Annotated in this window: 23 protein-coding genes; 8 read left to right on the plus strand and 15 right to left on the minus strand. The window is 64.9% G+C overall.

Going from position 1 to position 24,567, the window contains the following annotated elements; translation table 11 throughout:
• Positions 1-31: 31 nt before the first annotated feature.
• From GZ092_RS09185 to GZ092_RS09210, 6 genes are all read right to left on the minus strand, one after another.
• Positions 32-1,228 (minus strand): DSD1 family PLP-dependent enzyme, encoded by a 1,197-nt coding sequence (locus GZ092_RS09185; protein ID WP_293636091.1) that lies wholly within the window; start codon positions 1,226-1,228, stop codon positions 32-34.
• Positions 1,228-1,902, minus strand: a complete 675-nt coding sequence (locus GZ092_RS09190) for a histidine phosphatase family protein (RefSeq protein ID WP_293636092.1) — start codon at positions 1,900-1,902, stop codon at positions 1,228-1,230. The genes GZ092_RS09185 and GZ092_RS09190 overlap by 1 nt, the downstream gene beginning before the upstream one ends.
• A gap of 167 nt (positions 1,903-2,069) precedes the next feature.
• Positions 2,070-2,690: a DUF4136 domain-containing protein gene (locus tag GZ092_RS09195; protein ID WP_293636093.1), complete on the minus strand. Its 621-nt coding sequence runs from the start codon at positions 2,688-2,690 to the stop codon at positions 2,070-2,072.
• 33 nt (positions 2,691-2,723) lie between these two features.
• On the minus strand, positions 2,724-3,668 hold the full coding sequence (gene ttcA / locus GZ092_RS09200; RefSeq protein WP_293636094.1) for a tRNA 2-thiocytidine(32) synthetase TtcA: 945 nt from the start codon (positions 3,666-3,668) through the stop codon (positions 2,724-2,726).
• A gap of 5 nt (positions 3,669-3,673) precedes the next feature.
• Entirely contained in the window at positions 3,674-4,045 is a 372-nt protein-coding gene (locus GZ092_RS09205; protein WP_293636095.1) for a dihydroneopterin aldolase, read from the minus strand.
• 69 nt (positions 4,046-4,114) lie between these two features.
• On the minus strand, positions 4,115-4,897 hold the full coding sequence (locus tag GZ092_RS09210; RefSeq protein WP_293636096.1) for an SDR family oxidoreductase: 783 nt from the start codon (positions 4,895-4,897) through the stop codon (positions 4,115-4,117).
• Positions 4,898-4,975: 78 nt separating this feature from the next.
• Between GZ092_RS09210 and GZ092_RS09215 the strand changes: the two genes are divergently transcribed.
• The 3 genes from GZ092_RS09215 to GZ092_RS09225 all read left to right on the plus strand — a co-directional run bounded on the left by GZ092_RS09215 (position 4,976) and on the right by GZ092_RS09225 (position 7,328).
• Positions 4,976-6,103, plus strand: a complete 1,128-nt coding sequence (locus GZ092_RS09215; RefSeq protein WP_293636097.1) for an SAM-dependent methyltransferase — start codon at positions 4,976-4,978, stop codon at positions 6,101-6,103.
• 9 nt (positions 6,104-6,112) lie between these two features.
• Positions 6,113-6,307 (plus strand): DUF2905 domain-containing protein, encoded by a 195-nt coding sequence (locus GZ092_RS09220; RefSeq protein ID WP_293636098.1) that lies wholly within the window; start codon positions 6,113-6,115, stop codon positions 6,305-6,307.
• 61 nt (positions 6,308-6,368) lie between these two features.
• Entirely contained in the window at positions 6,369-7,328 is a 960-nt protein-coding gene (locus tag GZ092_RS09225) for an ROK family protein (RefSeq protein WP_293636153.1), read from the plus strand.
• Positions 7,329-7,350: 22 nt separating this feature from the next.
• On the opposite strand, the gene otsA is transcribed toward GZ092_RS09225, so the two are convergent.
• From otsA to GZ092_RS09245, 4 genes are all read right to left on the minus strand, one after another.
• The gene (gene otsA / locus GZ092_RS09230) at positions 7,351-8,736 is read right to left on the minus strand and encodes an alpha,alpha-trehalose-phosphate synthase (UDP-forming) (protein WP_293636099.1); all 1,386 of its coding nucleotides are present in this window, start codon (positions 8,734-8,736) and stop codon (positions 7,351-7,353) included.
• A 346-nt stretch (positions 8,737-9,082) separates the two neighbouring features.
• A complete protein-coding gene (locus GZ092_RS09235; protein ID WP_293636100.1) occupies positions 9,083-10,906 on the minus strand; it encodes a glycoside hydrolase family 15 protein in 1,824 nt (607 codons plus the stop codon).
• Entirely contained in the window at positions 10,903-11,676 is a 774-nt protein-coding gene (gene otsB, locus GZ092_RS09240; RefSeq protein ID WP_293636101.1) for a trehalose-phosphatase, read from the minus strand. The genes GZ092_RS09235 and otsB overlap by 4 nt, the downstream gene beginning before the upstream one ends.
• A 128-nt stretch (positions 11,677-11,804) precedes the next feature.
• A complete protein-coding gene (locus GZ092_RS09245; RefSeq protein WP_293636102.1) occupies positions 11,805-13,886 on the minus strand; it encodes a lytic transglycosylase domain-containing protein in 2,082 nt (693 codons plus the stop codon).
• A 9-nt stretch (positions 13,887-13,895) separates the two neighbouring features.
• On the opposite strand from GZ092_RS09245, the gene GZ092_RS09250 reads away from it, so the two are divergent.
• Positions 13,896-14,534, plus strand: coding sequence for a 5-formyltetrahydrofolate cyclo-ligase (locus tag GZ092_RS09250; RefSeq protein ID WP_293636103.1), 639 nt, complete (start codon positions 13,896-13,898; stop codon positions 14,532-14,534).
• A gap of 88 nt (positions 14,535-14,622) precedes the next feature.
• On the opposite strand, the gene GZ092_RS09255 is transcribed toward GZ092_RS09250, so the two are convergent.
• Positions 14,623-15,600, minus strand: coding sequence for a LysR substrate-binding domain-containing protein (locus GZ092_RS09255; RefSeq protein WP_293636104.1), 978 nt, complete (start codon positions 15,598-15,600; stop codon positions 14,623-14,625).
• A gap of 139 nt (positions 15,601-15,739) precedes the next feature.
• Here GZ092_RS09255 and GZ092_RS09260 point away from each other — a divergent pair, with 139 nt between their 5' ends.
• Positions 15,740-16,162: a DUF2917 domain-containing protein gene (locus GZ092_RS09260; RefSeq protein WP_293636105.1), complete on the plus strand. Its 423-nt coding sequence runs from the start codon at positions 15,740-15,742 to the stop codon at positions 16,160-16,162.
• Positions 16,163-16,186: 24 nt separating this feature from the next.
• Here the strand turns inward: GZ092_RS09260 and GZ092_RS09265 are convergent, their stop codons facing one another.
• Entirely contained in the window at positions 16,187-16,594 is a 408-nt protein-coding gene (locus tag GZ092_RS09265; RefSeq protein WP_293636106.1) for a BLUF domain-containing protein, read from the minus strand.
• Between the two features lie 86 nt (positions 16,595-16,680).
• Between GZ092_RS09265 and GZ092_RS09270 the strand changes: the two genes are divergently transcribed.
• Positions 16,681-17,439, plus strand: coding sequence for a Crp/Fnr family transcriptional regulator (locus GZ092_RS09270; protein ID WP_293636107.1), 759 nt, complete (start codon positions 16,681-16,683; stop codon positions 17,437-17,439).
• Positions 17,440-17,472: 33 nt separating this feature from the next.
• Here the strand turns inward: GZ092_RS09270 and GZ092_RS09275 are convergent, their stop codons facing one another.
• Entirely contained in the window at positions 17,473-18,402 is a 930-nt protein-coding gene (locus GZ092_RS09275; RefSeq protein ID WP_293636108.1) for a DUF6279 family lipoprotein, read from the minus strand.
• Here GZ092_RS09275 and glmU point away from each other — a divergent pair.
• Positions 18,401-19,819, plus strand: a complete 1,419-nt coding sequence (glmU, locus tag GZ092_RS09280) for a bifunctional UDP-N-acetylglucosamine diphosphorylase/glucosamine-1-phosphate N-acetyltransferase GlmU (protein WP_293636109.1) — start codon at positions 18,401-18,403, stop codon at positions 19,817-19,819. The genes GZ092_RS09275 and glmU overlap by 2 nt on opposite strands.
• A 188-nt stretch (positions 19,820-20,007) precedes the next feature.
• On the opposite strand, the gene GZ092_RS09285 is transcribed toward glmU, so the two are convergent.
• The gene (locus GZ092_RS09285) at positions 20,008-20,493 is read right to left on the minus strand and encodes an Lrp/AsnC family transcriptional regulator (RefSeq protein WP_293636110.1); all 486 of its coding nucleotides are present in this window, start codon (positions 20,491-20,493) and stop codon (positions 20,008-20,010) included.
• Between the two features lie 135 nt (positions 20,494-20,628).
• Here GZ092_RS09285 and glmS point away from each other — a divergent pair, with 135 nt between their 5' ends.
• On the plus strand, positions 20,629-22,485 hold the full coding sequence (gene glmS / locus GZ092_RS09290) for a glutamine--fructose-6-phosphate transaminase (isomerizing) (protein ID WP_293636111.1): 1,857 nt from the start codon (positions 20,629-20,631) through the stop codon (positions 22,483-22,485).
• 54 nt (positions 22,486-22,539) lie between these two features.
• On the opposite strand, the gene GZ092_RS09295 is transcribed toward glmS, so the two are convergent.
• Positions 22,540-24,375 (minus strand): NAD(P)/FAD-dependent oxidoreductase, encoded by a 1,836-nt coding sequence (locus tag GZ092_RS09295; protein WP_293636112.1) that lies wholly within the window; start codon positions 24,373-24,375, stop codon positions 22,540-22,542.
• Positions 24,376-24,567 lie beyond the last annotated feature (192 nt).

Here is a 24,567-nt window from a genome sequence, read left to right on the forward strand (position 1 = left end):
CATTGCGTAAAAGCCACTTTTTACTTGAATTTCAGGTCATCGCCCCGCGCGCATCCACCCGGATGATGCGTTCGACGGTGCCGCTTTTCAGCCCGCCGCTGACACCGATCATCGCGTCGTGCAGGTTCACCGTCGGGTCGCAATGGCCGGGAATCAGCCAGAGCGGCTGGCCCAGGTCGGGCAGGCGGTCGTGGCCGGCCGAGGGCCGCAAGATGCCGTGTTCGTCGCCGCCGTTGAAGTAGTCCAGCCCGCCCTGGCCATCGAAATCATGCACCCGGGGCAGGCCCGAATCAATGGCGTGGCTTTTGTGGCCGGCGTCGCATACCGCGTGGCTGGCGTTGCGGCTGATGACCTGCGTCCGGACGAACAGCGAATGCTCGAAATAGGGCTGCACCGGGTCGCGCTGGTTCTGCGCATAGTCGGCATCCATGAAGATGAAGGAGCCGGCCTGTAGCTCGCCGTAAATGCCGCTGGCGGCCTCCAGCGCGAAGCTGCCGGTTCCGGCGCCTGTCACCAGCCCGGGCGCAATGCCCTGGGCCTTGAGCAACTGGCAGGTCAGCTCGACCGCCTTCATGGCACTGGCCGAGGCCATGCGCCGCTCCTGCACATTGCGCAGATGCTGGGCCTTGCCGTGGTAGGCCTGCAGTCCGGCAAAACGCAATGCCGGATGCTTGCGGATTTCCAGAGCCAGCATGACCGCGTCCGGTCCGGGCTGGACGCCGCAGCGGCCCTGGCCGACGTCGATCTCGACAAACACGTCAATTACCGTGGCCGCGCTGGGCGTGCCGTTGTGCGCGCCCGTCCGGGCGTCGGTCATCGCCTGAGCCAGCCGGACCACGCCTTCCCGGCTGTCCACGGCAATGGCGATCTGTCCGCCATGCGCGGCGACTGCCTGCGTCAGGGCCGCCACCCGCGCGAGCTTGGCCGGCGCGATCACCTCGTTGCTGATGTACACGTCGTGTACCCCGCCGGCAACCATGATCTCGGCTTCGGCGGTCTTCTGCACGCACACGCCGACGGCGCCGGCCTTGACCTGCATCTTCGCCAGCAGCACGCTTTTGTGCAGCTTGGCATGCGGGCGCCAGCGGACCTGGTGCTTTCGCGCAAATTCTGCCATTCGGCCCAGGTTGCGTTTCATGGCGTCCAGGTCTATCACCAGCGCCGGGGTGTCGATGTCCTGGACGGATTTGCCGATCAATCCGGACAGGTGCACAGTGAGTTTGCCCATCAGGTGCCTGCGCCCGCAACAGCCGGTCCGGCGGCGAACAGACCATCGTCCAGCGATTCGTCGTCCAGGTGCTGGGTGTCTGCCCAGCCGACCAGGCTGAAGCCCTGCGGCGTCCACAGCAGGCGGTTGATGGCCGCGTTGCCCAGCGTCCAGGTGCGCGGCGCCTGGATGTGCAGGCGCGTGGCCGCTCGGTAGAGCACATCCATCACGCCGCCGTGGCCGACCACCGCGATCAGCTCGCCCGGATGCCTGGCGGCCAGCCGCTCGACGGCCTCGACCACCCGGCGGTTCAGGTCCACCAGCGACTCGCCGCCGGCGGGGGCGAATTCCGGATCGCGCTTGCGCCAGCGCATCGACTGGTCGGGCAGCAGGGCTTCGATCTCGGCAAAGGTCTTGCCTTCAAAGTCGCCAAAACCGCGTTCGCGCAGGCCGGTTTCAGCGTTGACCGGCAGCCCGTGTGCGCGCCCCAGGTACTCCGCCGTCTCCCAGGCGCGCACCAGGTCGCTGGCGTACACCGCCGCGATCGGCTCATGCCTGAGCGCCCGCGCCATGCGGGCTGCCTGCACCCGGCCGGTGGCGTTCAGGGGAATGTCAAGGCGGCCCTGGATGCGGGTGTCCACATTCCAGGTGGTTTCGCCATGGCGGATGGCAATGATGCGGGTCGGTTCAATCATGGGGTGAGGGTACGTTCACAAAACATGCGAAGAAAAAAAGTGCAGTGCGCAAAGCGTGGGCGCTCCAACCCAGCCAGGGCCGCGGAACCGGCTTCGCCGGGCCGCAGGCGCAACGGCCCCCTCGGGGGGCAGCGAACCACACGAAGTGGGGAGCGTGGGGGCCACATTCATCTGGGTATTTGGACGCTGATGCGGCGTGGCCCCGGCGGCGGTTGCGGAAAGCCCTGCAGCGCCGCGTCCAGCATGGCCGACAGCACCGCAGGCGACTCGTTCTGAATGCCGTCGTTGGTGACACGGGTTTCAAAAACAACCTGGCTGTTGCCCAGGTCGCGCACCAGCAGCGTCAGGTCGCGGTGAAAGTAGGGGCTGGGCGCTGAATAACCCAGCGGGAAGGAGAGGCCGAAGGCCGCGCCCCGGTTGCCGCCGCCCAGAAAAACGCCGGGCATGCCAAATCCGAAGCCGTCATAACCGGGGCCATAGGGCAGGGCTTCGATCACCTGGGTGCTGACGCGCACCTGCACGCTGAAGCGCGCCGCTGCCGGGTTCAGTTCCATCCCGACCCTGGCCAGCGCGACGCGTGCGGTTTCCTCGACGCGGTCCTGGTAGGCGGCGCTCACCTGCTGCGACGGCAGGCGCTCGAAGCGGTAGGGCGTGCCGGGCCCGGGCGGCGGCGCGTTCCAGCTGTGGAATGCGGTGACATTGTTTTCAACCAGCTGCAGTCCGGAACAGCCGACCATGAAAAACCCCAGCATGGCAATTGAAAAAATGGCGGCAATTGCTCGTTTCATAAGGCCTCCTGTAGGAATCAGTGAAAAAAACGGTCAGCTGGACGTTCGCGGGCTGATGCCGATCACGGCCCGGCCCGGAGGGACGACTTCCGTGAACTCCTCGGCGTCGAAGGCCTTGTCGCCTTCGGGGTCGGCCACGCCGGTCGTCCTGATGCCCTTGAAATCGTGGCGCTTGCTGTCCATCAGGTGCGACGGCACGATGTTCTGCAGCGCGGAAAACATGTTCTCGATGCGACCGGGATACTGCTTTTGCCAGTCGCGCAGCATATTGCCGACCTGCTTGCGTTGCAGGTTTTCCTGGCTGCCGCACAGCGTGCACGGAATGATCGGGAAGTCCTGCACTTCGGCCCAGCGCGTCAGGTCTTTCTCGGTCACGTAGGCCATCGGCCGGATGACGATATTCTTGCCGTCGTCGCTGACCAATTTTGGCGGCATGCCCTTGAGCTTGGCGGCAAAGAACATGTTCAAAAAGAAGGTCTGCAGCATGTCGTCCCGGTGGTGGCCGAGCGCTATTTTTGTGCAACCGAGTTCGCCCGCCACCCGGTACAAAATGCCGCGCCGCAGCCGCGAGCACAGCGAGCACAGCGTCTTGCCCTCGGGAATCACGCGCGTGACGATGCTGTAGGTGTCCTGGTTTTCGATGTGGTACGGCACGCCCAGCCTGGCCAGGTACTCGGGCAGCACATGCTCGGGAAAGCCGGGCTGCTTCTGGTCGAGGTTGACGGCGACCAGCTCAAAGTTGATGGGCGCGCGCTTTTGCAATTTCAGCAAAATGTCCAGCATGGCGTAGCTGTCCTTGCCGCCCGACACGCAGACCATGACCTTGTCGCCTTCCTCGATCATGTTGAAATCGACAATCGCCCGCCCGACCTCGCGGCACAGGCGCTTTTCCAGCTTGTGGTCCTCGCGCTCGATCTTCATCGAGTTCTGCACGCGGGCTGAAGTCTCAAGTTGTTCGTCTATCCAGAGTGCATTCATGCCGTTCACCACTGTCCTGTCTCGACGCGAATGGCCACTTCGCAGTCGTCAAAGATTTCAAGTTTTGCAATTTTCACGCGCACGCCCAGCACGCCGGGCAGTTGCATCAGCCGGTGCGCCAGCTTGCCGATCAGGCTTTCCAGCAGGTTGGCATGCTCGGCGGTGCATTCGGTGATGATGATCTGGCGTACCTTGCGGTAGTCGAGCACATGGTGAATGTCATCGTCGTGGGGCAGCAGCGGCTGCGTGCCCAGGTTGAGTTCGGCATCGACCTGGATCGGTTGTGGCGCGTTTTTTTCGTGCTCCAGGATGCCCAGGTTGGCGTCAAAGCGCAAGCCGGTGAGGTTCAGGATCTGGGTGCCCCGGGTGGTGAACATGTTGACAGTCTGTAATAGGTAATGAAAGGGGTCTGTCAGCCATTGCCGACGCTTGTGACGTGGCAAGGCTCACATCAGCGAAAAATCGCGTTCGAAGCGCATCAGGTGCTGGCCGCCATCGACCAGCAGCGTGGTGCCGGTGATTGAAGAATTCTCCAGCGCAAATTTCACCGCATTGGCCACATCGGCCGGCGTGGACGAGCGGCCCAGCGGCGAAAGCTTGTGGCGCGCGGCGAACTCCGCGTCGCTCAAAAGATGGCTGGTCAGCGTCAGGCCGGGCGCGACGCCGACCACCCGCACCTGCGGCGCCAGCGCCATCGCCAGCATGGTTCCGGCCGCTTCCAGTGCGGCCTTTGACAGCGTGTAGCTGAAGAAATCGGGATTCTGGTTCCACAGCTTCTGGTCCAGCAGGTTGACGACCGCGCACTGGCCGGCATGGTCGGGTGTGGCGCGCGACACGACATGCGCATGCAGCGCCTGGGCCAGCAAAATGGGCGCGCCGGCGTTGCTGTGCAGGTGCTTGTCCAGCGCGGCAAAGCCAAAGCTTGCGGCGCTGTCGTGCTCGAAGGTCGAGGCGCTGTTGACCACCGCATCGATGCGGCCAAAATGCCGGACGACGCGGGGCAGCAGGCCGCGCACGGCGGCTTCGTTTGACAAATCAGCATCAAAAGCGGCCGATCCGCTCGTCAGGCGGTCACAGTCAGCTACGGTTTTAAGAGCGTCTTCTGCAGAGCTGCGGTAATGCACCCCCACCTGCCAGCCAGCGGCTGCCAGTGTCAGCGCGATTTCGCGGCCCAGCCGCAAGGCAGCGCCGGTCACAAGGACCACGGGTCGGGGCAGAGAAGGTGTCATCGGATGGCGCAAAAGGTGAGGTCAGGAGGGCGGCCAAAGGGCAGGGGGAATCGCAGACAATCAGGTTTGGTGACAAACATGACGAACCCCTCTATTTTAACGACCACCCTGCAAACCCTGATAGCCAAGGCGATTGACGAGGCTGGCGGCTGGCTGGGTTTTGATGTCTTCATGGCGCTGGCGCTCTACCAGCCGGGCCTGGGCTACTACGCCAACGACTCGCAGAAATTCGGACGGATGCCTGCGGAAACCCGTGCGATCGATGGCGCGCAGGCCGGCGGTAGCGATTTCGTGACTGCGCCCGAGCTGTCGCCGCATTTCGGCCGCACGCTGGCGCGGCAGCTGGCCGAGGCGCTGCAAGCGTCAGGAACCCACGAAATCTGGGAATTCGGCGCCGGTTCGGGTGCGCTGGCGCAGCAGCTGCTCGACACGCTGGGCGACCAGGTCGCGCGTTACACGATTGTCGATCTCTCCAGCGCCTTGCGCGAACGCCAGCGCACGCGGCTGGCGGCGCACGCCGGCAAGGTGGCGTGGGCAACCGGGTTGCCTGCCCGGATGCGCGGCGTGGTGCTGGGCAACGAAGTGCTCGATGCCATGCCGGTCAAGCTGCTGGCGCGCCTGAACGGTGTCTGGCACGAGCGCGGGGTGGCGCTGCACCAGGGCCGTTTCACCCCCGCCGACATGCCAACCGAATTGCGCCCGCCGCTGGAAATTCCCGGCACGCACGACTACCTCACCGAGATCCATCCGCAGGGCGAAGGTTTCATGGGCACGCTGGCCGACCGGCTGGAGGCGGGCGCCGTGTTTTTGCTCGACTACGGCTTCCCCGAACACGAGTATTACCACCCGCAGCGCAGCATGGGCACGGTGATGTGCCACCGTGCGCATTTGGCTGACGGCGACGCGCTGGCCGATGTTGGCGAAAAGGACATCACCGCCCACGTCAACTTCACCGGCATTGCGCTGGCCGGGCAGGACGCCGGGCTCGAAGTGCTGGGCTACACCAGCCAGGGGCGGTTCTTGCTGAACTGCGGTTTGCTGGACGGACTGCAGGACGCTTCGCTGGCCGAGCGCGCCATGGCGCAAAAGCTGGTCAACGAGCACGAGATGGGCGAGTTGTTCAAGGTGATAGCCTTTGGCGCCAAGGGCCAGCCGGTCTGGACGCCACTGGGTTTCGCGGCGGGCGACCGGCTGCATACGCTGTAAGCTGTACCGATGATCCGCTGGTTCATCGTCATCTTTCTCGCGCTGATGCTCATCAGCTGGGTTTCACCGCTGCTGCAAAAACTCGGCTTTGGCAAGCTGCCGGGCGATTTGCGCTTTCGCCTGTTTGGCCGCGAATGGTTCATTCCGGTCACCACCACCATTTTGCTGAGCTTTGTCGCCAGCCTGGTCAGCCAGCTGATCTGATCTGATCTGATCTGACACCAAGGACCCGCCTGCCATGAATGCTCCGTCACTTTCCCTGGCCATGCCACCCGAACTTCGCCTGCCTGACGGCGCGGCGCCCGTGGCCTGCGTCGATATCGGCGGCACCAAGGTCGCGGTCAACGTGGTTGATGTGCGCGGGGCGCTGGGCCGGCGCGTCGAGCCGACGGTCAAGGAAGGCGCGCCCGATTCGCTGGCGCGGCAGGTGCTGCGCATGATTGGCGCGAGCTGCGATGACGCACACATCAGCCCGCGCGACATCGCGGCGGTCGGCGTGGCGTCTTGCGGGCCGTTCGTGATGCGCCAGGGCCTGGTCGAGTTGGCCACGCCCAATATCTGCGGCGGCCTGGCAGGCAGCGGGCGCGGGCTGCCCAACGACTGGACCACGGCGCTGCTCGAAGCGCCGTTGCGCGAGGTTTTTGCCAATGTGGTGGTCGAGAACGACGGCGTGGCCGCGCTGCAGGCCGAACGCCGCTGGGGCGCGCTGCAGGGCATCGCCAACTGCGCCTACGTGACCTGGAGCACCGGCATCGGCACCGGCCTGTGCGTCGATGGCCGGGTGCTGCGCGGCAAGAACGGCAACGCCGGCCACGCGGGCCACATCTTTGTCAGCGACAACGATGACGCGCTGTGCGGCTGCGGCAATGTCGGCGATGTCGAGGCGCTGGTGGCCGGCAACGCCTTGCCGCGCCGGTTTTCGGCTTATCCCGATGCTGCTAGTATTTTGATAGCTGCCAAGGCAGGCGATACAAGCGCAAACACCATTATTGATGAGATATGCCGGGTCATGGGCCGGGCGCTGTACAACCTCATCGTGCTGCTCGACCTGGAGCGCATCAGCCTGGGCGGCAGCGTGTTCTGGCACCACCGCGACTTCCTGTTGCCACGCCTGCAGGCGAACATCCAGGGCAAGCTGCCCGCGCTGACCGACGGCTGCACGCTGGTGCCTGCGGGCCTGGGCGACAAGGTGGGCGACTACGCCGCGCTGGCACTGGTGGCCTGAAGCGGTGTGAGCTGCGCCGGCGCTAATCCGGCTCGCAGGCGGCCAGCGCGTCCAGATAGGTCTTTCGCCACCAGTGCACGTCCTGGTTGCGCACCCGCTCCAGCAACTGCTGGTGTCGCCGCTGGCGTTCAATCAGCGGCATCTGCAGCGCCAGCTGGATGCTTTCGGCCGTGCCGTGCACGTCGTAGGGGTTGACCAGGATGGCTTCCTTGAGCTGCTCGGCCGCGCCGGCAAAGCGCGACAGCACCAGCACGCCGGGGTCGGCCGGGTCCTGCGCGACGATGAATTCCTTGGCCACCAGGTTCATGCCGTCGCGCAGCGGCGTGACCAGCGCCACGTCGGCGACGCGGTACAGCCCCGGCAACCGCTTTCGGGCGACGTTGCGGTGGATGTAGCGCACCGGCATCCAGTCCAGCTCGCCGTAGTCGCCGTTGATGGCACCGCACAGGCTTTCCAGTTCCTGGCGCAGGTCGGCATAGGTGTCCAGCGCTTCGCGGCTGGGCGAAGCGATCTGGATCAGGGTGGCGCTGTTGATGTTTTCCGGATAGTTTTTCAGCAGTTCTCGAAACGCCTTCACGCGCTGCGGCAGGCCTTTGGAATAGTCCAGCCGCTCGACGCCCAGCAAAATGCGGCGGCGCGAATATTCGTTTTTCATGCGCTCGTACATGTCGCGGCCTTCCTTGGCATGCGTCAGCGCGGCGAATTCGTCCACGTCGATGCCGATGGGAAAGGCCTGCGCCTGCACCTTGCGGCCGAAGGCGCGGAACTGGTGCTCGTCAAGCGTCTCGGCGCCGACTTCCTTGCCGACGTAGCGGGAGAAATGCTCGACATCCGCCTGGGCCTGGAAGCCGACCAGGTCATAGGCAAACAGCGAGCGGATCAGCCATTCATGCTGCGGCACGGCGGCCAGGATCAGCGGCGGCGGCAGCGGAATATGCAGGAAAAAACCGATGCGGTTCTTGCAGCCCATGGCGCGCAGCTCGGCCGCCATCGGGATCAGGTGGTAGTCGTGCACCCAGATGAGGTCGTCGGGCTTGAGCAGCGGCATCAGCTTGCGCGCCAGCAGCTTGTTCACGCGCCGGTAGCCGCCGATGTAGCCGGCGTCAAAGTCGGCCAGGTCCAGCCGGTAATGGAACACCGGCCACAGCACGCCGTTGCTGTAGCCCAGGTAGTAGCTGTCGTGGTCTTCCTTGCACAGGTCCACCGTGGTCAGCGTGACATTGCCCGAATGGTGGGTATGCACCTCGCCTTCGCCCGGCGTGCCGTTTTCGACCACCGTGCCGCTCCAGCCAAACCACAGCCCGCCATTGGCCGACAGCGCATCACCCAGCGCCACCGCCAGGCCACCGGCACCCGCCGACTTGCGCGGGTCGGCGATGCGGTTGGAAACAACAACCAAACGGCTCATGGGGCTTCTCCTGTGCAGTTGTCAGCGGACTGTGCAATCGCTATGGGCCGGGGAAAGCCCTCATCCCAGCCTTCTCCCAAAGGGAGAAGGAGCCATGCGGGGATGGAAAAGGCGAACCTTTCATGGCGCGCACGGGCAGCCGCCCCAACCCGGCAGGGGCCGCAGAACTGGCTCGGCCGTGCCGCAGGCGCAGCAGGCTCCACGGGCGTCAACGAACCACACGCAGTGGGAAGCGTGGGGGCACCATTCCCCAACCCGGCAGGGGCCGCGGAACCGGCTTTGCCGGGCCGCAGGCGCAGCAGCCCCCTCGGGGGGCAGCGACCCGCGCAGCGGCGGAGCGTGGGGGTCATACCTGGCTGTCCCAGGGCGCCGACAGGCGCATCGCGGCATTGATGATGCCGACCATGGAATAGGTTTGCGGAAAGTTGCCCCACATCTCGCCGGTGACCGGGTGCGTGTCCTCGGACAGCAGGCCGACATGGTTGCGGGCGGCCAGCATGGTTTCAAAAATCGCCCGGGCCTGGTCCTTGCGGCCGATGCGCGCCAGCGCGTCGATGCGCCAGAAGGTGCAGATGTTGAACGCCGTCTCGGGCTTGCCGAAGTCGTCGGGCGCCTCGTAGCGGCGCATGTAGGGACCGTCGCACAGGTACTTTTCCAGCGCGTCCACGGTGGCCACGAAGCGCGGGTCCTTCGGCTCGATGAAGCCGACCTCGATCATCAGCAGCACGCTGGCGTCCAGGTCGCGTCCGCCAAAGCTTTCGGCAAAGGCCTGGCGTTCCTCGCTCCAGGACTCGCGCAGGATGCGCTCGCGCATGACCTGCGCATGGCCGCTCCAGTACAGCGCGCGCTCGGGTTGCTGCAGGGTGACGGCGATCTTGCCCAGCCGGTCGCAGGCGGCCCAGCACATCAGCGCCGACGAGGTATGCACCCGGGCGCGGGTGCGCAGTTCCCACATGCCGGCGTCGGGCTTGTCGTAACAGCGAATGGCCTGCTCGCCGACCGCTTCAAGGCGGGCAAATTCGGCCGCGCCGGCCCGGTGCAGCAGCCGGTGGTCGTGAAAGGCCTGCGCCGCGCCCAGCACCACGTTGCCGTACACATCGTGCTGGAAATGCTCCTGCGCCTGATTGCCCACGCGCACCGGCCCCATGCCCCGGTAGCCGCCCAGGTGGCCGTACACCGCCTCGGGCAGTTCCAGCTCCATGCCGATGCCGAACAGGGGCTGGATGTGCCCGCCGTCGGCCTGCACCACGACATTGCCCAGCCAGCGCAGGTAGTCCTCCATGGTGCCGACTTCGGACAGGCTGTTGAGCGCCCGAACGACGAAAAAGGCATCGCGCAGCCAGCAAAAGCGGTAGTCCCAGGTGCGTCCGCTGTTGGGCGCCTCGGGAATGCTGGTGGTCATGGCCGCGACAATCGCGCCGGTGTCCTCGAACAGCGACAGCTTGAGCGTGATGGCCGCGCGGATCACCGCTTCCTGCCATTCCAGCGGAACGTGCAGCCGCTGGCTCCACTTGCGCCAGTAGGCCAGCGTTTCCTGCTCGAACAGGCGCGCCGTGTCGGCAATGCCGTCGGACAGCGATTCGTCGGAGCCGAGCAGGAAATTGTGCTCGCGCGTCAGCACGAATGCCCGCTTGGCCAGCAGGTGCGACAGCGGCGCGTCGGTGTTCAGGCGCAGCGTCAGCGCATCGCCGACATAGCGCAGGTGGTTGCTGCCCTGGGTGACCACCGGGCGCGAGCGGCCCCAGTCGAACAGCACGTCGAGCAGCACGCGGATGCGCGGCGCGCCGTGGATCGGCCGCACCCGGCGCACCAGCATCATGGGCTTGAAAAACCGCGAGCGGCTGTAAAAGCGCGGCGCAAAGTCGGTGATCTCGACCGCCTGGCCGCTCTTGTCGAACAGCTGGGTGCGCAGCACAGCGGTGTTCGGGTCATACCACTGCTTGGAGTGGGAAAAGTTCTCGATCTCGATGGAAAAAGCGCTGGCCTGGTCAGTGTCGTCGAGCAGCGCGTTGAACACCGGGTCGCCGTCAAAGCGCGGCAGGCAGCACCAGACGATGCGCCCGCGCGCATCAACCAGCGCGCTGAAGGCGCAGTTGCCGATGACGCCCAGCGACAGCGACGGCGGCGCCGGCGGCGAAAAATTTGGGGTAGAAGATGCCGGGGCGCTCATGCCGCAAATCCCGGTTGACGGGCGGGCGAGCCGTTGCCGGGCAGGGACGCCACGGCCGATTGCAGCCACTCGGCCAGCTGCGACACGCTGTTGCAGCGGTGCCTAGCCAGCGTCGGCCCCGGACCGACCTTGATGGCGTGCCCCCCCATGCGCTGCACGGCTTCGAAGCCGGCCTCGTCGGTCACGTCGTCGCCGGCAAACACCGGGACGCGGCCGGCAAATGGCGTTTCGCTCATGAAAAACGTGATCGCCGTGCCTTTGCTGAAACCCTCGGGTTTCAGGTCGATCACGCATTTGCCCTGCATCAGCTCGATGCCCCGGCTGCGTTCCAGCGCTTCGCGCATCACCTGCAGGCACAGCTCTTCGAGTTCAGGCGCCTGCCGGTAGTGCAGGCTCAGCGCCAGGTTCTTGCGTTCCAGCTTCAGCGCGGGATGGCGGGCAACCAGGCCTTCTGCCGTCTGCAACAGCAACTCCAGGTCCGCCGTGGGCGCGCTGATCATCAGGCCGTCGGCGGTGCGGCGCTGTGCGCCATGTTCGCCAGCCGCCGGCAGCAGCAGCGGCGCCAGGAAAGTATCCAGGTCAAGCAATCGCCGGCCCGACACCAGCGCCAGTGCGCCGTTCAGCCGCCGGTGCAGTTCGGCCAGGGTGCCGGCCAGGCCTTGCGGGACCTGCACCAGATCGGGCTGCGCGGCCAGCGCCACCAGCGTTCCGTCAAAGTCAAGAAAAAGTGCCGTCTCGGGCGTGATGCGGGGAAGGTTTTCAGGGGTCATGGACATCCGAAAACCATAGCAGATGGCGGGCTGTTTACCTGTAGGTCAATGCGCAGTCTGTGAATTCATTGCGCTTTGCCATCCCGAAAAAGGCCGGCGCCAGGCCACGGCGGCGACCCTGCGGCGCTTCAGGGCAGGTCTTTGTAAGGCTCGGGCGTGGCTGCGTCTCGTGGTCCGACCTTGCCCAGGCGGCTTTTCAGCGACTGCGGCTGCCCGGTCAGGAGGGCGGCATAGCTGGTGGTGTTGGAAACGACCTTTTTCACGTAATCGCGGGTTTCGGCAAACGGAATGTTTTCGGCCCAGATGGCGGCGTCCAGTACCGGGCCGTTGCGCCAGGTGCGCGGCCGGCCCGGCCCGGCGTTGTAGGCGGCGGCGGCCATCGGCATCGAGCCGTTCAGGTCGTCCAGCGCCAGCTTGAGGTAGGCCGTGCCGATGGTGATGTTGGTGTCACGGTCATTGATCTGGTCGGGCGTGAAACCTTCCAGGCCGATTTTCCGGGCGGTCCAGCGCGCCGTGGCCGGCATGACCTGCATCAGCCCGGAGGCGCCGACGCCCGAACGGGCGTCCATGATGAAGCGGCTTTCCTGGCGGATCAGGCCATACACATAGGCCGGGTCCAGGCTGATGGCCCGGCTGCGGCTGACGACGGCCTCGCGAAACGGCATCGGAAAACGCTGTTCGAAGTCGGCCATGCTGGTGGTGCGCTCGCTGGTGTTGATGCAGCGGTCCCAGATCTGGCGGTCGCAGGCCAGCTGGGCGGCGGCCAGCAGCTCGCGCTCGTTCATGCCACCCTTGCGATGCAGGTTGGTCGCGTAATTCCATTCGCGCACGCCTTCTGAGCGAAGCCCGGTCTGGATCGCGTAGGCTGCCCGCATCAGGCTTGGGTTGCCCCGCGCAGCTTCTTTTTCCTCGGCGGTAAGGGGCGCGGGCCGGGGCGGCACGGAAATCTTCAGGCCCAGCTCTTCAAGCGCCAGTTGCTCGTAAAAGCCGCGCACCGAGGCGATGGACTGCAGCAGCGCCAGTGCCTCGGCGCGCTGCGGTGCGATGGCCGTGGTGGTCGCCGGGCCTTGCGGCGTGATGGCGGCGCTGGCGATGTCGGGCGGCGACGTGGCCAGCAGCGCACGCGCCTTCCAGTAGGTCCAGGTCGGGTCCTTGCGGCCGTCTTCGCTCATGGCATTGATGGCCTGGAGCACCAGCTGCCAGCTGGGCAGGGTGCCGGCGCGCAGGGCGGCGCGCGCCTTCCAGGCCAGCATGTCGTCGGTCAGGTCAGTGTCCTTGGTGACGCGGGCGTAATAGGCCAGCGCATCGCCGGCCGGTACGGTGCCCATGCGGCTAGCCGTCTGCTTGCCGATCAGGCCCCAGAGCCAGTTGCGTTCCTCGGCGCTGAGCTGCAGCGACCATTTGCCGTCAAGCTGAAAAGCCGCGCCTTCCGAATCGCTGACCGCCAGCTTCACCAGCGCCAGCGTGATGATTTCCTTGCGCACCGTGCGCACCGCCAGGTACTTGCCGGCCAGGAACTTGATGGGGCTGCTGTTCAGCTCGTTGACCATGCCCAGCGCTTCGGGCGCGACGATGGCCACGGCATTGCTGGCGGCGCGCGGCCGGTTGGCCTCCATCGCCAGCCTGGCTTTTTGCCAGACGTCGAGCGGCGTGAGGTTCTGGCTGCCGACCAGCCGCTCGGCGGCGGCGTTGCAGCCGTCGTCGGCATCGCGCTGGGCGTACCAGTTCTTGCGCACCTCGTCGGACAGCCGGGCATCGAGCGCCGGATGCTTCAGGTGCTCGACCAGCAGCGCGTAGCAGCGCACCTCGCGGTCGTCGTTCATGCGGTAGTTCGGGTATTCGGCGGCAAAGGCGGCCCAGTCGCGGCGCTGGCCGAGCAGCAGCAGCCAGTCGTTGCGCAGCCGGTCTTCCTGGTAGCTGCCGGCATGGCGCGACAGGAAACCCTGCACCTCCTGCGGGCTGGCCTCGCCGAGCCGGGCCTTGAGTTCCCAGTAGGCCGCCCAAGGCTCCAGCGCATGGCCCCGGGCCTGCGGCAGCAGTTGCGCCAGCCGGCCCTTGTTGCTGCTGCGAAAGGCTTTGCTCATCTCCACGATGAGGCTGTCGCCCTCGGGATTGGCACCCGGCGTCCAGGCGCTGGAAGGACTTTGCGCCAGGGCTGGCGCGGCCAGTGCGGCTGAAATTGCCGCGCTGCATAGAATTTTGTATAGCATCGGAGGATTATGGACAAATTAAGCACACGAAAAGCACTGGTGCAGTCGCGCCTCGACATGCCCGACCGGCTGGCCCGGGCCGACCTGCTCCAGCGGGTGATGCGCATCTGGCTGGTCGGATCAAAGCACGAGGTGATTGGCGCCTACTGGCCGATCAAGGGCGAGTTCGACCCGCTGCCGGCGCTGTACCGCTGGCAGGAGGATGCCGTTCTGAGCCCTGAATTTCAGGAAAATACGCTTTCTCCGCAAGATGGGCGGGCACAGCTAGCTACAGAAAGCATAGCGGGCCGGTCACCGCGCAAGATCGGCCTGCCGGTGGTCAACAAGCTGCACAAGACGCTGACCTTTCATGCCTGGTACCCCGGCTGCCCGATGGAAGAAGACGCCTATGGCATTCCGAAGCCCAAGGACACCGAAATCATCGTTCCCACGCTGCTGTTCGTGCCCTGCGTGGGTTACGGGCCGGGCGGTTACCGGCTGGGCTATGGCGGCGGTTTCTACGACCGCACACTGGCCACGCTGTCACCGCGCCCGGTCACGGTCGGCCTGGGTTTCAGCCACGGCTGGCTGCCCGACCTGATGCCCGAGCCGCACGACATTGCGCTCGATGTGCTGCTCAATGATCAGGGCGTGGCCTGGCCGCTGTGAAAGCATAGCGTGTCTTGCGGGTTGCTATTGAATAAATAGCTGGTTGCGCCCGCTGAATGTGCGATAACGGCTGATTTGATGCATTTTTTCAAGCTGGCGCTTCTGGCGACACATCGCCAATCGCCTCGCGCGTCTGCGCCGCCTGTGCCGTGATCCAGCTGCAAAACGCCTGCACCTCGGGCCGCGCGGCACTGCGCGGCCCGACAATGAGCCAGTAGGCCATCGGCGAGTCCATGCGCCGGTCCGGCAAGACCTCGACCAGATCGCCGCTGGCCAGGCTCTCGGCGATCAGCGGCATGCGCGCCAGCGCCACGCCCTGGCCGGTCAGCGCCGCCTGGACGATCTGGTGGGCATAGTTGAAATACATCCAGCGCTTGGGCTCGAAACGCATCAATCCCTGTACCTCGAACCAGCGCTGCCAGCTCAGCCACTCCATCTGCCGGCTGCGGTGCGCGTCGCTGGCTTCGATGAGCGCAAACCGGGCCAGGTCCTGTGCATCTTGCAGGCGCGGTCCGCTCTTGAGCAGCCAGGGGCTGATGACCGGCGTGAGCTGCTCGCCAAACAGGCGCCGCGCCTGCGCCGGCAAATTAGCCTGCACCATGCTGTAGCGAAGCGCCAGGTCCACGTCGGTGGTGTCCAGGTCCACCGGTATGTCTGTCGCATCGATGCGGATGTCAATGTCGGGGTGCTCGCGCTGAAAGGCCTCCAGCCGGGGAATCAGCCACATCGAGGCAAACGACGCCCAGGTGCTGATGGCCACGCTTTTGCGGCCGGCGCTTTGCCGGATCATGCGCACCGCGCCGTCGATGCGCTCCAGCGACGGCAGCACGGCGCGCAGCAGCTGCGCGCCCGCGCCGGTGAGTTCCACCGCCCGGGTGTGGCGCAGGAACAGGCTGACCCCCACATCGTCCTCCAGGCCCTGGATTTGCCGGCTCACGGCCGACTGGGTCAGCGACAGCTCTTCGGAGGCGGCGCGGAAATTGAGGTGGCGGGCTACCGCCTCGAAGGCGCGCAACTGTCCGGCGGCAATCGGGCGGGAACGCAAATGAGGGTGTGGGGGCAGCATGGGAATGGATAGAAGAGGTGGGCGGATTGATGCGATGAAAGCATGAATAGCGTACCGCGATTTCATTGGACTGCACATCCTGCCCGCCCGATCATGGTTGCCCTGGGGAAACGAATTCCCGGTATTTTTGGAGCACACCATGACTTCTTTTTCGGCTTCCCATGCGCTGGCCGGGGCCGTCCAGAGCGCCCGCTTTTCCAGCCAGACCCACGCGTGCGGCGGCATCAGGCCGGCCGTCAGCTACACCCTGCCTGCCGGTCAGGCGATGACCGTGCAGGCACGCGAGTCCGGCGTGCTGCGCGTCGGCCAGGGGCGTTTGTGGGTGACGTTCAGCCAAGCGGCGCGCGATCTTCGCGTGCCGGCTGGCGACCACTTCCTGGGCTGGGGCGAAAGCCTGCGGCTGTCAGCCGGGCAAACCGTGGTCATGGAGTCGTGGCCTGAGGCCGCACCCGGCGCAGAATGCGCGCAGGGCGCTGCAACGCCAGCCTGCGTCAGCTGGCAAGCCGACGCCCCGCTTACTCTCCTGGCCCGCCTGCGCCATGCCCTGGGCCTGGCGGCATAGCGTGGCAGTACGCATCCATCCGTTTCATGCGTCCACGTCCAGGCCAGCCAGCAGGCCCACGAAGGCCTCCACGGCCGCCTGGCCCTTCAGTCGCTGCAGCCGCTCCAGCAGTTCAATATCTTCCACCGATGTGTAGCCCAGGCTGAAGCGCGTGAAGCGGCGCTGTTCCAGCGGCCCCTGGTGCAAAACCTCGACATTGCAGTGGCGCGGATCGCCCTGGATGCGCGCCATGGCCGCCGCCACTTCCCGGGCGCAGCCCTCAAGTTGCTGGCAAAAATGCAGGCCGTCGAACACCAGCAGGCCGGTGATGTCCGCCCGCTGGTTGTTGCTGCGCGACTTGATGGCAATGTCGGCAACCACGCGGACCGGCGCGTCATCCGCAAGGGTGCTGACGTAAATGATTTCGTGCAGGTCGGGAAGATGTATGTGCATGGCGGTACGGCAGAATATAGGGCGCCGCGTGTTTCGGGACCATGTCAAAAGACACAATGGTCGGGTTTATTTTTACAGGTGAATCAATGCGCATTTTTCAGCCAGCTCCGGTTTCCTGCCCGCCGCCCTGCGCGGCATGCCGGCTGCGAAAGACCGGCGCCTTCACGGCGGTGTCGGGCGAAGAACTGGCGTTCATCGAATCGTTTCGCAGCAGCACCCTGACCCGTCAGGCCGGCAGCATCCTGATCCATGAGCAAAAGCCCAACGGGCGGCTGTTCACGCTGTACGAAGGCTGGGCGTTTCGCTACAAGACCCTGAGCGACGGGCGCCGGCAGATTCTCAATTTCCTGCTGCCGGGCGACCTGATCGGCCTGCAGCAGGAGTTCAGCGACGGCGCCATGCACGGCATCGAGGCCGTGACCGATGTCAGCCTGTGCATGTTTCCCCGCGAAGGCCTGTGGGAGCTGTTCCGCAGCTTCCCCAGCCTGGGCTACGACACCACCTGGCTGGCCGCGCGCGAGGAAGGCATGGTCGATGACAACCTGCTGACCACCGGCCAGCGCAATGCCGCCGAGCGCGTCGCGATGCTGTTGATGCATTTGTACCGCCGGCTGGAGCGGCTCGGGCTGGCGCATGAGGGCTCGGTGGCGTTCCCCATCAACCAGCAGCACATCGCCGACACCCTGGGGCTGTCGCTGGTGCACACCAACAAGACGCTGCGGCGCCTGAAGCTGCTCGGGCTGCACGACATTCACGGCGGACGGCTGTGGCTGCGCAACCCCAAGGCGCTGGAGCGGCTGGCCGACTACTACGACACGCCGCCACGCAAGGTGCCGCTTTTATAGCGCGGCACGACGTAACCCCTGACCACCGGTCCGTCAGGATTTGCGCTCGTTCAGAATCCTGAAGTCCTGCTCGTAACCCCTGAGGGTTTCCACGGCCTTGCTGCGCTGCGCCGGCGTTGTGCTGTTGTGCAGTTCGGCAAAGCCCTGGCAGTTTTCCTGGCCCAGTTGGTCCAGATAGCGCCGGTAGGCCGGCTCCATCGGGTTCAGCGTGCGTTCGATCAGTCCGCGCAGAGCGGTTTGCGCCTGCGCAGGCGAGGACTGACCTGCCGCCATCGGCTGCAGGGTCTGCAGCGTGTCGCGCTGACGGCGCTGTCTTTCGGCGAACAGTACGCGCAGGTCAAACCGGGACTGCTCCAGGCGCCGGGCAATGACTGCGCGTTGCGGCTCGTCAAGCGTGCCATACAGGCTCTCGGCGCGGCTGAGCAACTGCCGGTAGCGCTTGCCTTGCCGGGTTTTACCGCTGTCGTCCTGCAACTCGTCTTCGGCCTCGGCATTGGTTTTGGCAAACTTTTGCGCCAGGTGGCCAATCTGGGTTGGCTGCAGCATCACGGCCACCCCGGCCGCCAGCGACTCGGCCTGCCGCGCCACCGCGCCAAGATTGTTGCGCACGTCGGCGGCCACCGCGCAGGCCGCAGCAGCGGTGGTGTCCGACGGAAGTTGCTGCTGAAGCTTCTGCAGCGCCGTGATGTAGACCGGCAGCTGCGTCTGGCGGTGCCAGGCCTGAAGCTGATTCAAGCTGGCCTTGACCCGCAGGCTCTGCTCGCCCGTGAGGTCCAGGTAAGTGTCAAGGTACCAGTAAGCCAGGTCGGGCGCCTGGTTGTAGGCCAGCTTCACGACGCTGCAGGCCTGCAGCACGCCGGCCACGGCCAGCAGGCCGAGCACCCCGATAATCCGGGAGTGAAAGCGTCGGCCGGGCCGAGCTTTGTCCCTTTTTAGCAGTCCAAAATTCACAGGAAATTTCATGTCGAACCCTCTTGACGTTGTCATCATGGCCGCAGGCAAAGGCACGCGGATGAAAAGCGCATTGCCCAAAGTGTTGCACCGATTGGGCGGACGCGCCTTGCTGGCGCATGTCATGGACTGCGCCGCGCAGCTGTCGGCGCGCCAGGCGGTCGTCGTCACCGGCCACGGTGCTATGCAAGTTGAAGCAGCCTGCGAAGGCCGGACGGGCGCTTCAGCCGGTTTAAGCTTGAAGTTCGCGCGCCAGGAGCCGCAGCTGGGCACCGGCCACGCGGTGCAGCAAGCCATGCCTTTTCTGCTTGATGACGGCATCACGCTGGTGCTGTCGGGTGACGTGCCGCTGACGCAGGCGGCAACTTTGGAGGCGCTGTTGGCACAATGCGGCGGCCAGCGGCTGGCGCTGCTGACGCTCAGCATGGTGGATCCGACCGGCTACGGCCGCATCGTTCGCGCCGGCACGCAGGCCTCTAGCCAAGTGCGCGCCATCGTCGAGCACAAGGACGCCAGCGAAGCCGAGCGCGCCATCCATGAAATCTACAGCGGCATCATGGCCGTGCCGACGCGACTGCTGCGCCGCTGGCTGGAGCGGCTGGACAACCGCAATGCGCAAAACGAGTACTACCTGACTGACATCGTGAAGTTTGCCGTGGCTGATGGCGTGGCCGTGGTGGCGCACCAGATCACGGACGCCGCGCAGGTTGCCGGCGTCAACAGCCCGGTGCAGCTGGCCGAGCTGGAGCGCGTGTACCAGCAGCGCCTGGCCGTTGGCCTGATGGAGCAGGGTGTGCGTCTGGCGGACCCGGCGCGGCTGGATGTGCGCGGCAGCTTGACCTGCGGCACGGATGTCGAGATCGACGTGAACTGCGTGTTTGACGGCCAGGTCAGCCTGGGGCAGGGCGTGCGCATCGGCGCGAACTGCGTGATTGCCAACGCCGTGATTGCGGCCGGCGCGGTGATTCATCCGTTCACCCACATCGATGGCGAAAAGCTTGGCGTGCAGGTCGGCGAGTGCGCGCTGGTCGGCCCGTTTGCCCGCCTGCGGCCCGGTGCGGTGTTGGGCGCCGAGGTGCATATCGGAAATTTTGTCGAGGTCAAGAATTCCACGTTGGCCCGGGGCGCCAAGGCCAATCACCTGGCGTACTTGGGCGACGCCGTGGTGGGCGAGCGTGTCAACTATGGCGCGGGCAGTATCACCGCCAACTACGACGGTGCCAACAAGCACCGCACGGTGATCGAGGCTGATGTGCATATCGGCAGCAACTGCGTGCTGGTGGCACCGGTAACGATTGGTGCGGGCAGCACGGTGGGTGGCGGCTCGACCATTACCAAGGATGTGCCGGCGGGCAGTTTGAGTGTGGCGCGGGGCAAGCAGGTGAACCTTGCTAACTGGTCGCGGCCTTTGAAGAAATCCAAGGGTTGAGGGGGTTTTGGCTGTTGGCGCAATGCTGTCGTGCGCTGGCTGCTATCGAATTTTTAGCTCTGTTTTCTTTGCATGGCTTTGCTGGCCGGGCAACCCCTGGCCAGCCAAGCCCTGCAACGCCAGCCACCCATCAAACAGCTAGCCAGCAAAAGTAGAACTATGAATTCAATAGCTGAACATGCAAGCAGTCATTGCGCAAACAGCACTTTAGGCCTGAACTTGGCCCGCTTCACGCTGAAAAAAGCCTTCACATTGCGAACATTCGCATCGCTGGTAAAAAGCCGCTGCGCCAGCGCCAGATAACCCGGCATGTCGGCCACATGCACGACCAGCATGAAGTCCGGCCCCGGCGACACCCGGTAACACTGCTGCACCGCGTCATCCGCCACCGCCCGCGCCTCGAACGCCTCCAGCCCCTCGGCACCCTGCCGGTCCAGCGAAATCTCGACCAGCGCGGTCAGCCCGTGGCCCAGCGCGGCCGCCAGCCGGTCGGCGTTGAGCACCGCAATTTCACACTCGATCAGCCCCGCATCGCGCAGCCGCTTGACGCGCCGCAAGCAGGTCGGCGGCGACACATGCACGCGTTCGGCCAGCGTCTGGTTGCTCAGGCTGGCATCGGCTTGCAGGCATTCCAGCAGCTTGATGTCGGTTGCATCGAGGTTTATTTCTTCCATAAAACCATTATCGAAGAAATTAAATTTCATAGCGAATGATTATTGAAATTTAATTCCAAAAATAGCAAAAAATCAAACACCTTGAAAAGAAGTTAATCCGTAGCATCAGCCCATCATTTTTCAGGAGTACTTTTTATGTGCGGCATCGTTGCAGCGGTTTCCAGCCGAAACATTGTTCCCATCCTGGTGCAGGGCCTGCAGCGGCTGGAGTACCGGGGCTACGACTCCTGTGGCGTGGCGGTGTACGCCAATGGCCTGAAACGTGCGCGCAGCACCGCACGCGTGTCCGAGCTGCAGGCGCAGGTGGCCAGCGAGCACATCCAGGGCGGCACCGGCATCGCCCACACGCGCTGGGCTACGCACGGCGTGCCGGCGGTCCACAACGCCCACCCGCATTTCAGCCACGGTATCGGCCCCGGCAGTTCAGCCCGGCCCGGCAAGATTGCGCTGGTGCACAACGGCATCATTGAAAACCACGACGAACTGCGCGCCATGCTGCAGGCCCGGGGCTATGTGTTCGAAAGCCAGACCGACACCGAAGTCATCGTGCATCTGATGGACAGCGTGTACGACGGCGATCTGTTCGACGCACTGAAAGCCACCGTGGCGCAACTCCACGGCGCCTATGCGATTGCCGCTTTTTGCAAGGACGAGCCGCACCGCGTCGTCGGCGCGCGTGCCGGCTCGCCGCTGATTTTGGGCGTGGGCACGGGCGACAACCAGGGCGAAACCTTCCTCGCCAGCGACGCGATGGCGCTGGCCGGCGTCACCGACCAGATCGTCTACCTGGAAGAAGGCGACCTGGTCGATCTGCAACTCGGCAAGTACTGGATTTTTGACCGCCATCACCAGCGCGTCGAGCGGGAGGTCAAGACGGTGCATGCGCACAGCGGTGCGGCCGAACTCGGCCCCTACCGCCACTACATGCAAAAGGAAATCTTTGAGCAGCCGCGCGCCATTGCCGACACGCTCGAAGGCGTCGTCGGCATCGTGCCCGAGCTGTTCGGCGACGAGGCATACCGAACCTTCAAGGACATCGATTCGGTGCTGATCCTGGCCTGCGGCACCAGCTACTACAGCGGCTGCACCGCCAAGTACTGGCTGGAATCCATCGCCGGCATCCCGACACAGGTGGAAGTCGCCAGCGAATACCGCTACCGCACCTCGGTACCGAATCCGCGCACGCTGGTTGTCACCATCACCCAGAGCGGCGAAACCGCTGACACGCTGGCCGCATTGCGCCATGCGCAAAGCCTGGGCATGACGCAAACGCTGACCATCTGCAACGTGGCCACCTCGGCCATGGTGCGCGAATGCAAGCTGGCCTACATCACCCGCGCCGGCGTCGAGATCGGCGTGGCCTCGACCAAGGCCTTCACCGCCCAGCTGGCTGGATTGTTCCTGCTGACGCTGGCGCTGGCCCAGTCCAAGGGACGCCTGAGCGAAGAGCAGGAAGCCGGCCACCTCAAAGCCCTGCGCCACCTGCCCGCCGCGCTGCAGGCCGTGCTGGCGCTCGAACCCCAGGTCATCAGCTGGTCCGAAGACTTTGCGAAAAAGGAAAACGCGCTGTTCCTGGGACGCGGCATGCACTACCCGATTGCGCTCGAAGGTGCGCTCAAGCTCAAGGAAATCAGCTACATCCATGCCGAGGCCTATCCGGCCGGCGAACTCAAGCATGGCCCGCTGGCGCTGGTCACCAGCGCCATGCCCATCGTCACCGTCGCGCCGAACGACGCGCTGCTAGAAAAGCTCAAAAGCAACATGCAGGAAGTGCGCGCCCGGGGCGGCGTGCTGTATGTGCTGGCCGATGCCGACAGCCGCATCGACAGCAGCGAAGGCGTACACGTCATTCGCATGCCCGAGCATTACGGCGCGCTCAGCCCGCTGCTGCACGTCGTGCCGCTGCAGTTGCTGGCATATCACACCGCCTGCGCGCGCGGCACCGATGTGGACAAGCCGCGCAACCTGGCGAAAAGCGTGACGGTGGAGTGAGGCGCCGGACGGCCAGGGCTGTCCGCTCGCCTCAAAGCCGTGCGGGCGCTGCGCTCACTCGGTGTGATGCACTTCCTGCAGGCCATAGACCGGCGTGTCCAGCCCTTCCATGCGCGCCTTGAGCTGCAGCGCCAGGTAGCGCGAATAGTGGCGCGACTGGTGCAGGTTGCCGCCGTGGAACCACAGCGCGTCCTGCTGCGTTGGTTTCCACATGTTGCGCAATTCGCCTTCCCATGGGCCGGGGTCTTTGGTGGTGTCCGAACCCAGGCCCCAGCACTTGCCGACCTTGGCCGCCATCTCGGGCGACACCAGCCGCTCGACCCAGCCGTTCATCGAGCCGTAGCCGGTGGCATAGACGATCAGATCGGCCTCCAATTCGGTGCCATCGCTCAGGATCACCGAGTTTTCGGTAATGCGCGCGATGTCCACGCCGCTCTTGAGCTTCACGTCGCCGTCAGCCACCAGGTCGCAGGCGCCCACGTCGATGTAGTAGCCCGAGCCCCGGCGCAGATATTTCATGAACAGGCCCGAGCCGTCGTCGCCAAAGTCCAGCATGAAGCCAGCCTTGCGCAGCCGGTCGTACAGGTCGGCGTCGCGCTTCTGGATTTCCTCGTACACCGGGATGTGGAAGGTGTGCATGATGCGAAACGGCACCGACGCAAAGATCAGGTCGGCCATGTCGGTGGTGATGCCTTTTTCCAGCGCCTGTTCTGAATACAGCCCGCCCAGCGCCAGGTCCATCAGCGAGTCCGAGCGCACGATATGCGTAGAGCTGCGCTGCAGCATGGTCACGTCGGCGCCGTTTTCCCACAGGTCGGCGCAGATGTCGTGCGCCGAGTTGTTGGCGCCCAGCACGACGGCTTTCTTGCCCTTGAATGCATCGCCGCCCGCATGCTGGCTTGAATGGTGCTGCTTACCCTTGAAGGTGTCAGCGCCCTCGATCTGCGGCACGTTGGCCACGCCTGACATGCCCAGCGCAAACACCACCTGCTTGGGACGCAGCACGATCGTCTGGCCGTCGCGCACCACCGTCACTTCCCATTCCTTGGTGGCTTCGTCGTACTTCGCCTTGATGCATTCGGTCGATGACCAGTAGTTCAGCTCCATCACCTTGGTGTACATCTCCAGCCAGTCGCCGATCTTGTCCTTGGGGCAAAACACCGGCCAGTCGTCCGGAAACGGCAGGTAGGGCATGTGGTCGTACCAGACCGGGTCGTGCAGGCACAGCGACTTGTAGCGGCTGCGCCACTGGTCGCCGGGGCGCGGGTGCTTGTCGATGATGAGCGCTGGCACGCCCAGGCGCTTGAGGCGCGCGCCCAGCCCGATGCCGCCCTGACCACCGCCAATCACCAGCACATAGGGTTGCACGCTGATGCCCAGTTCGGCTTCTTCCTGCTCGCGGCGGTCGGTCCAGTTCTGCCGGCCTTTTTGCACACCGTGCTCGGCGCCCTTGATGCGGGCGCGGCCCTTCTTTTCCTCGAAACCCTTGAGCTCGTAGAGCGTGGTGAGCAGTGTCCAGCACAGGCCGTTTTTGATGCGGGCATAGCCGCGCCCGCGCGCCACGGCGGTCTCGAAGGTGAACCAGCCTTCGGTCACGCCGTTGGCGTTGCTGGCTTCGCCTTCGGTCGCCCAGCCGCCGGGCTGCGTGGTGGCGAGTGTGGCGGTCAGCAAATCCTGCACGCCCTGATGGCCTTCGACGGTCTTGAGGTTCCAGGTGAAACCGATCAGGTCGCGCCAGTGGCAGTCGGCGGTGAACAGTTGAGTGGCGGCCTGCACGTCGCCGCGTGTGAGCGCGGCATCGAACAGTTCGAGCCAGCGGGCAATTTCGTCGCTGGGGCTGAGGGCGCTGGGCTGGGCCGCAGGGGGCGCGCCGGTCACGGTGTCGGTCATGTGTCTTGTCTCCTTGCTGTGGTGTCAATCGCCGGTGGGGTTCCGGTGTATTGCTTATTGCAAAGCATGTGCCAGCTTGAGAAATTTTTTAAACGCTATTTAATTTATAGCTACCAACGCCCGTCGGTATTGCGCAAAAGACATTTTTTATTTAAAAAAGACGGCTTGACGCGCGCCGTGCAGACTGTCACA

Origin of the sequence: Polaromonas sp., assembly GCF_010365105.1 — a bacterium.
Lineage (GTDB): Bacteria > Pseudomonadota > Gammaproteobacteria > Burkholderiales > Burkholderiaceae_C > Polaromonas.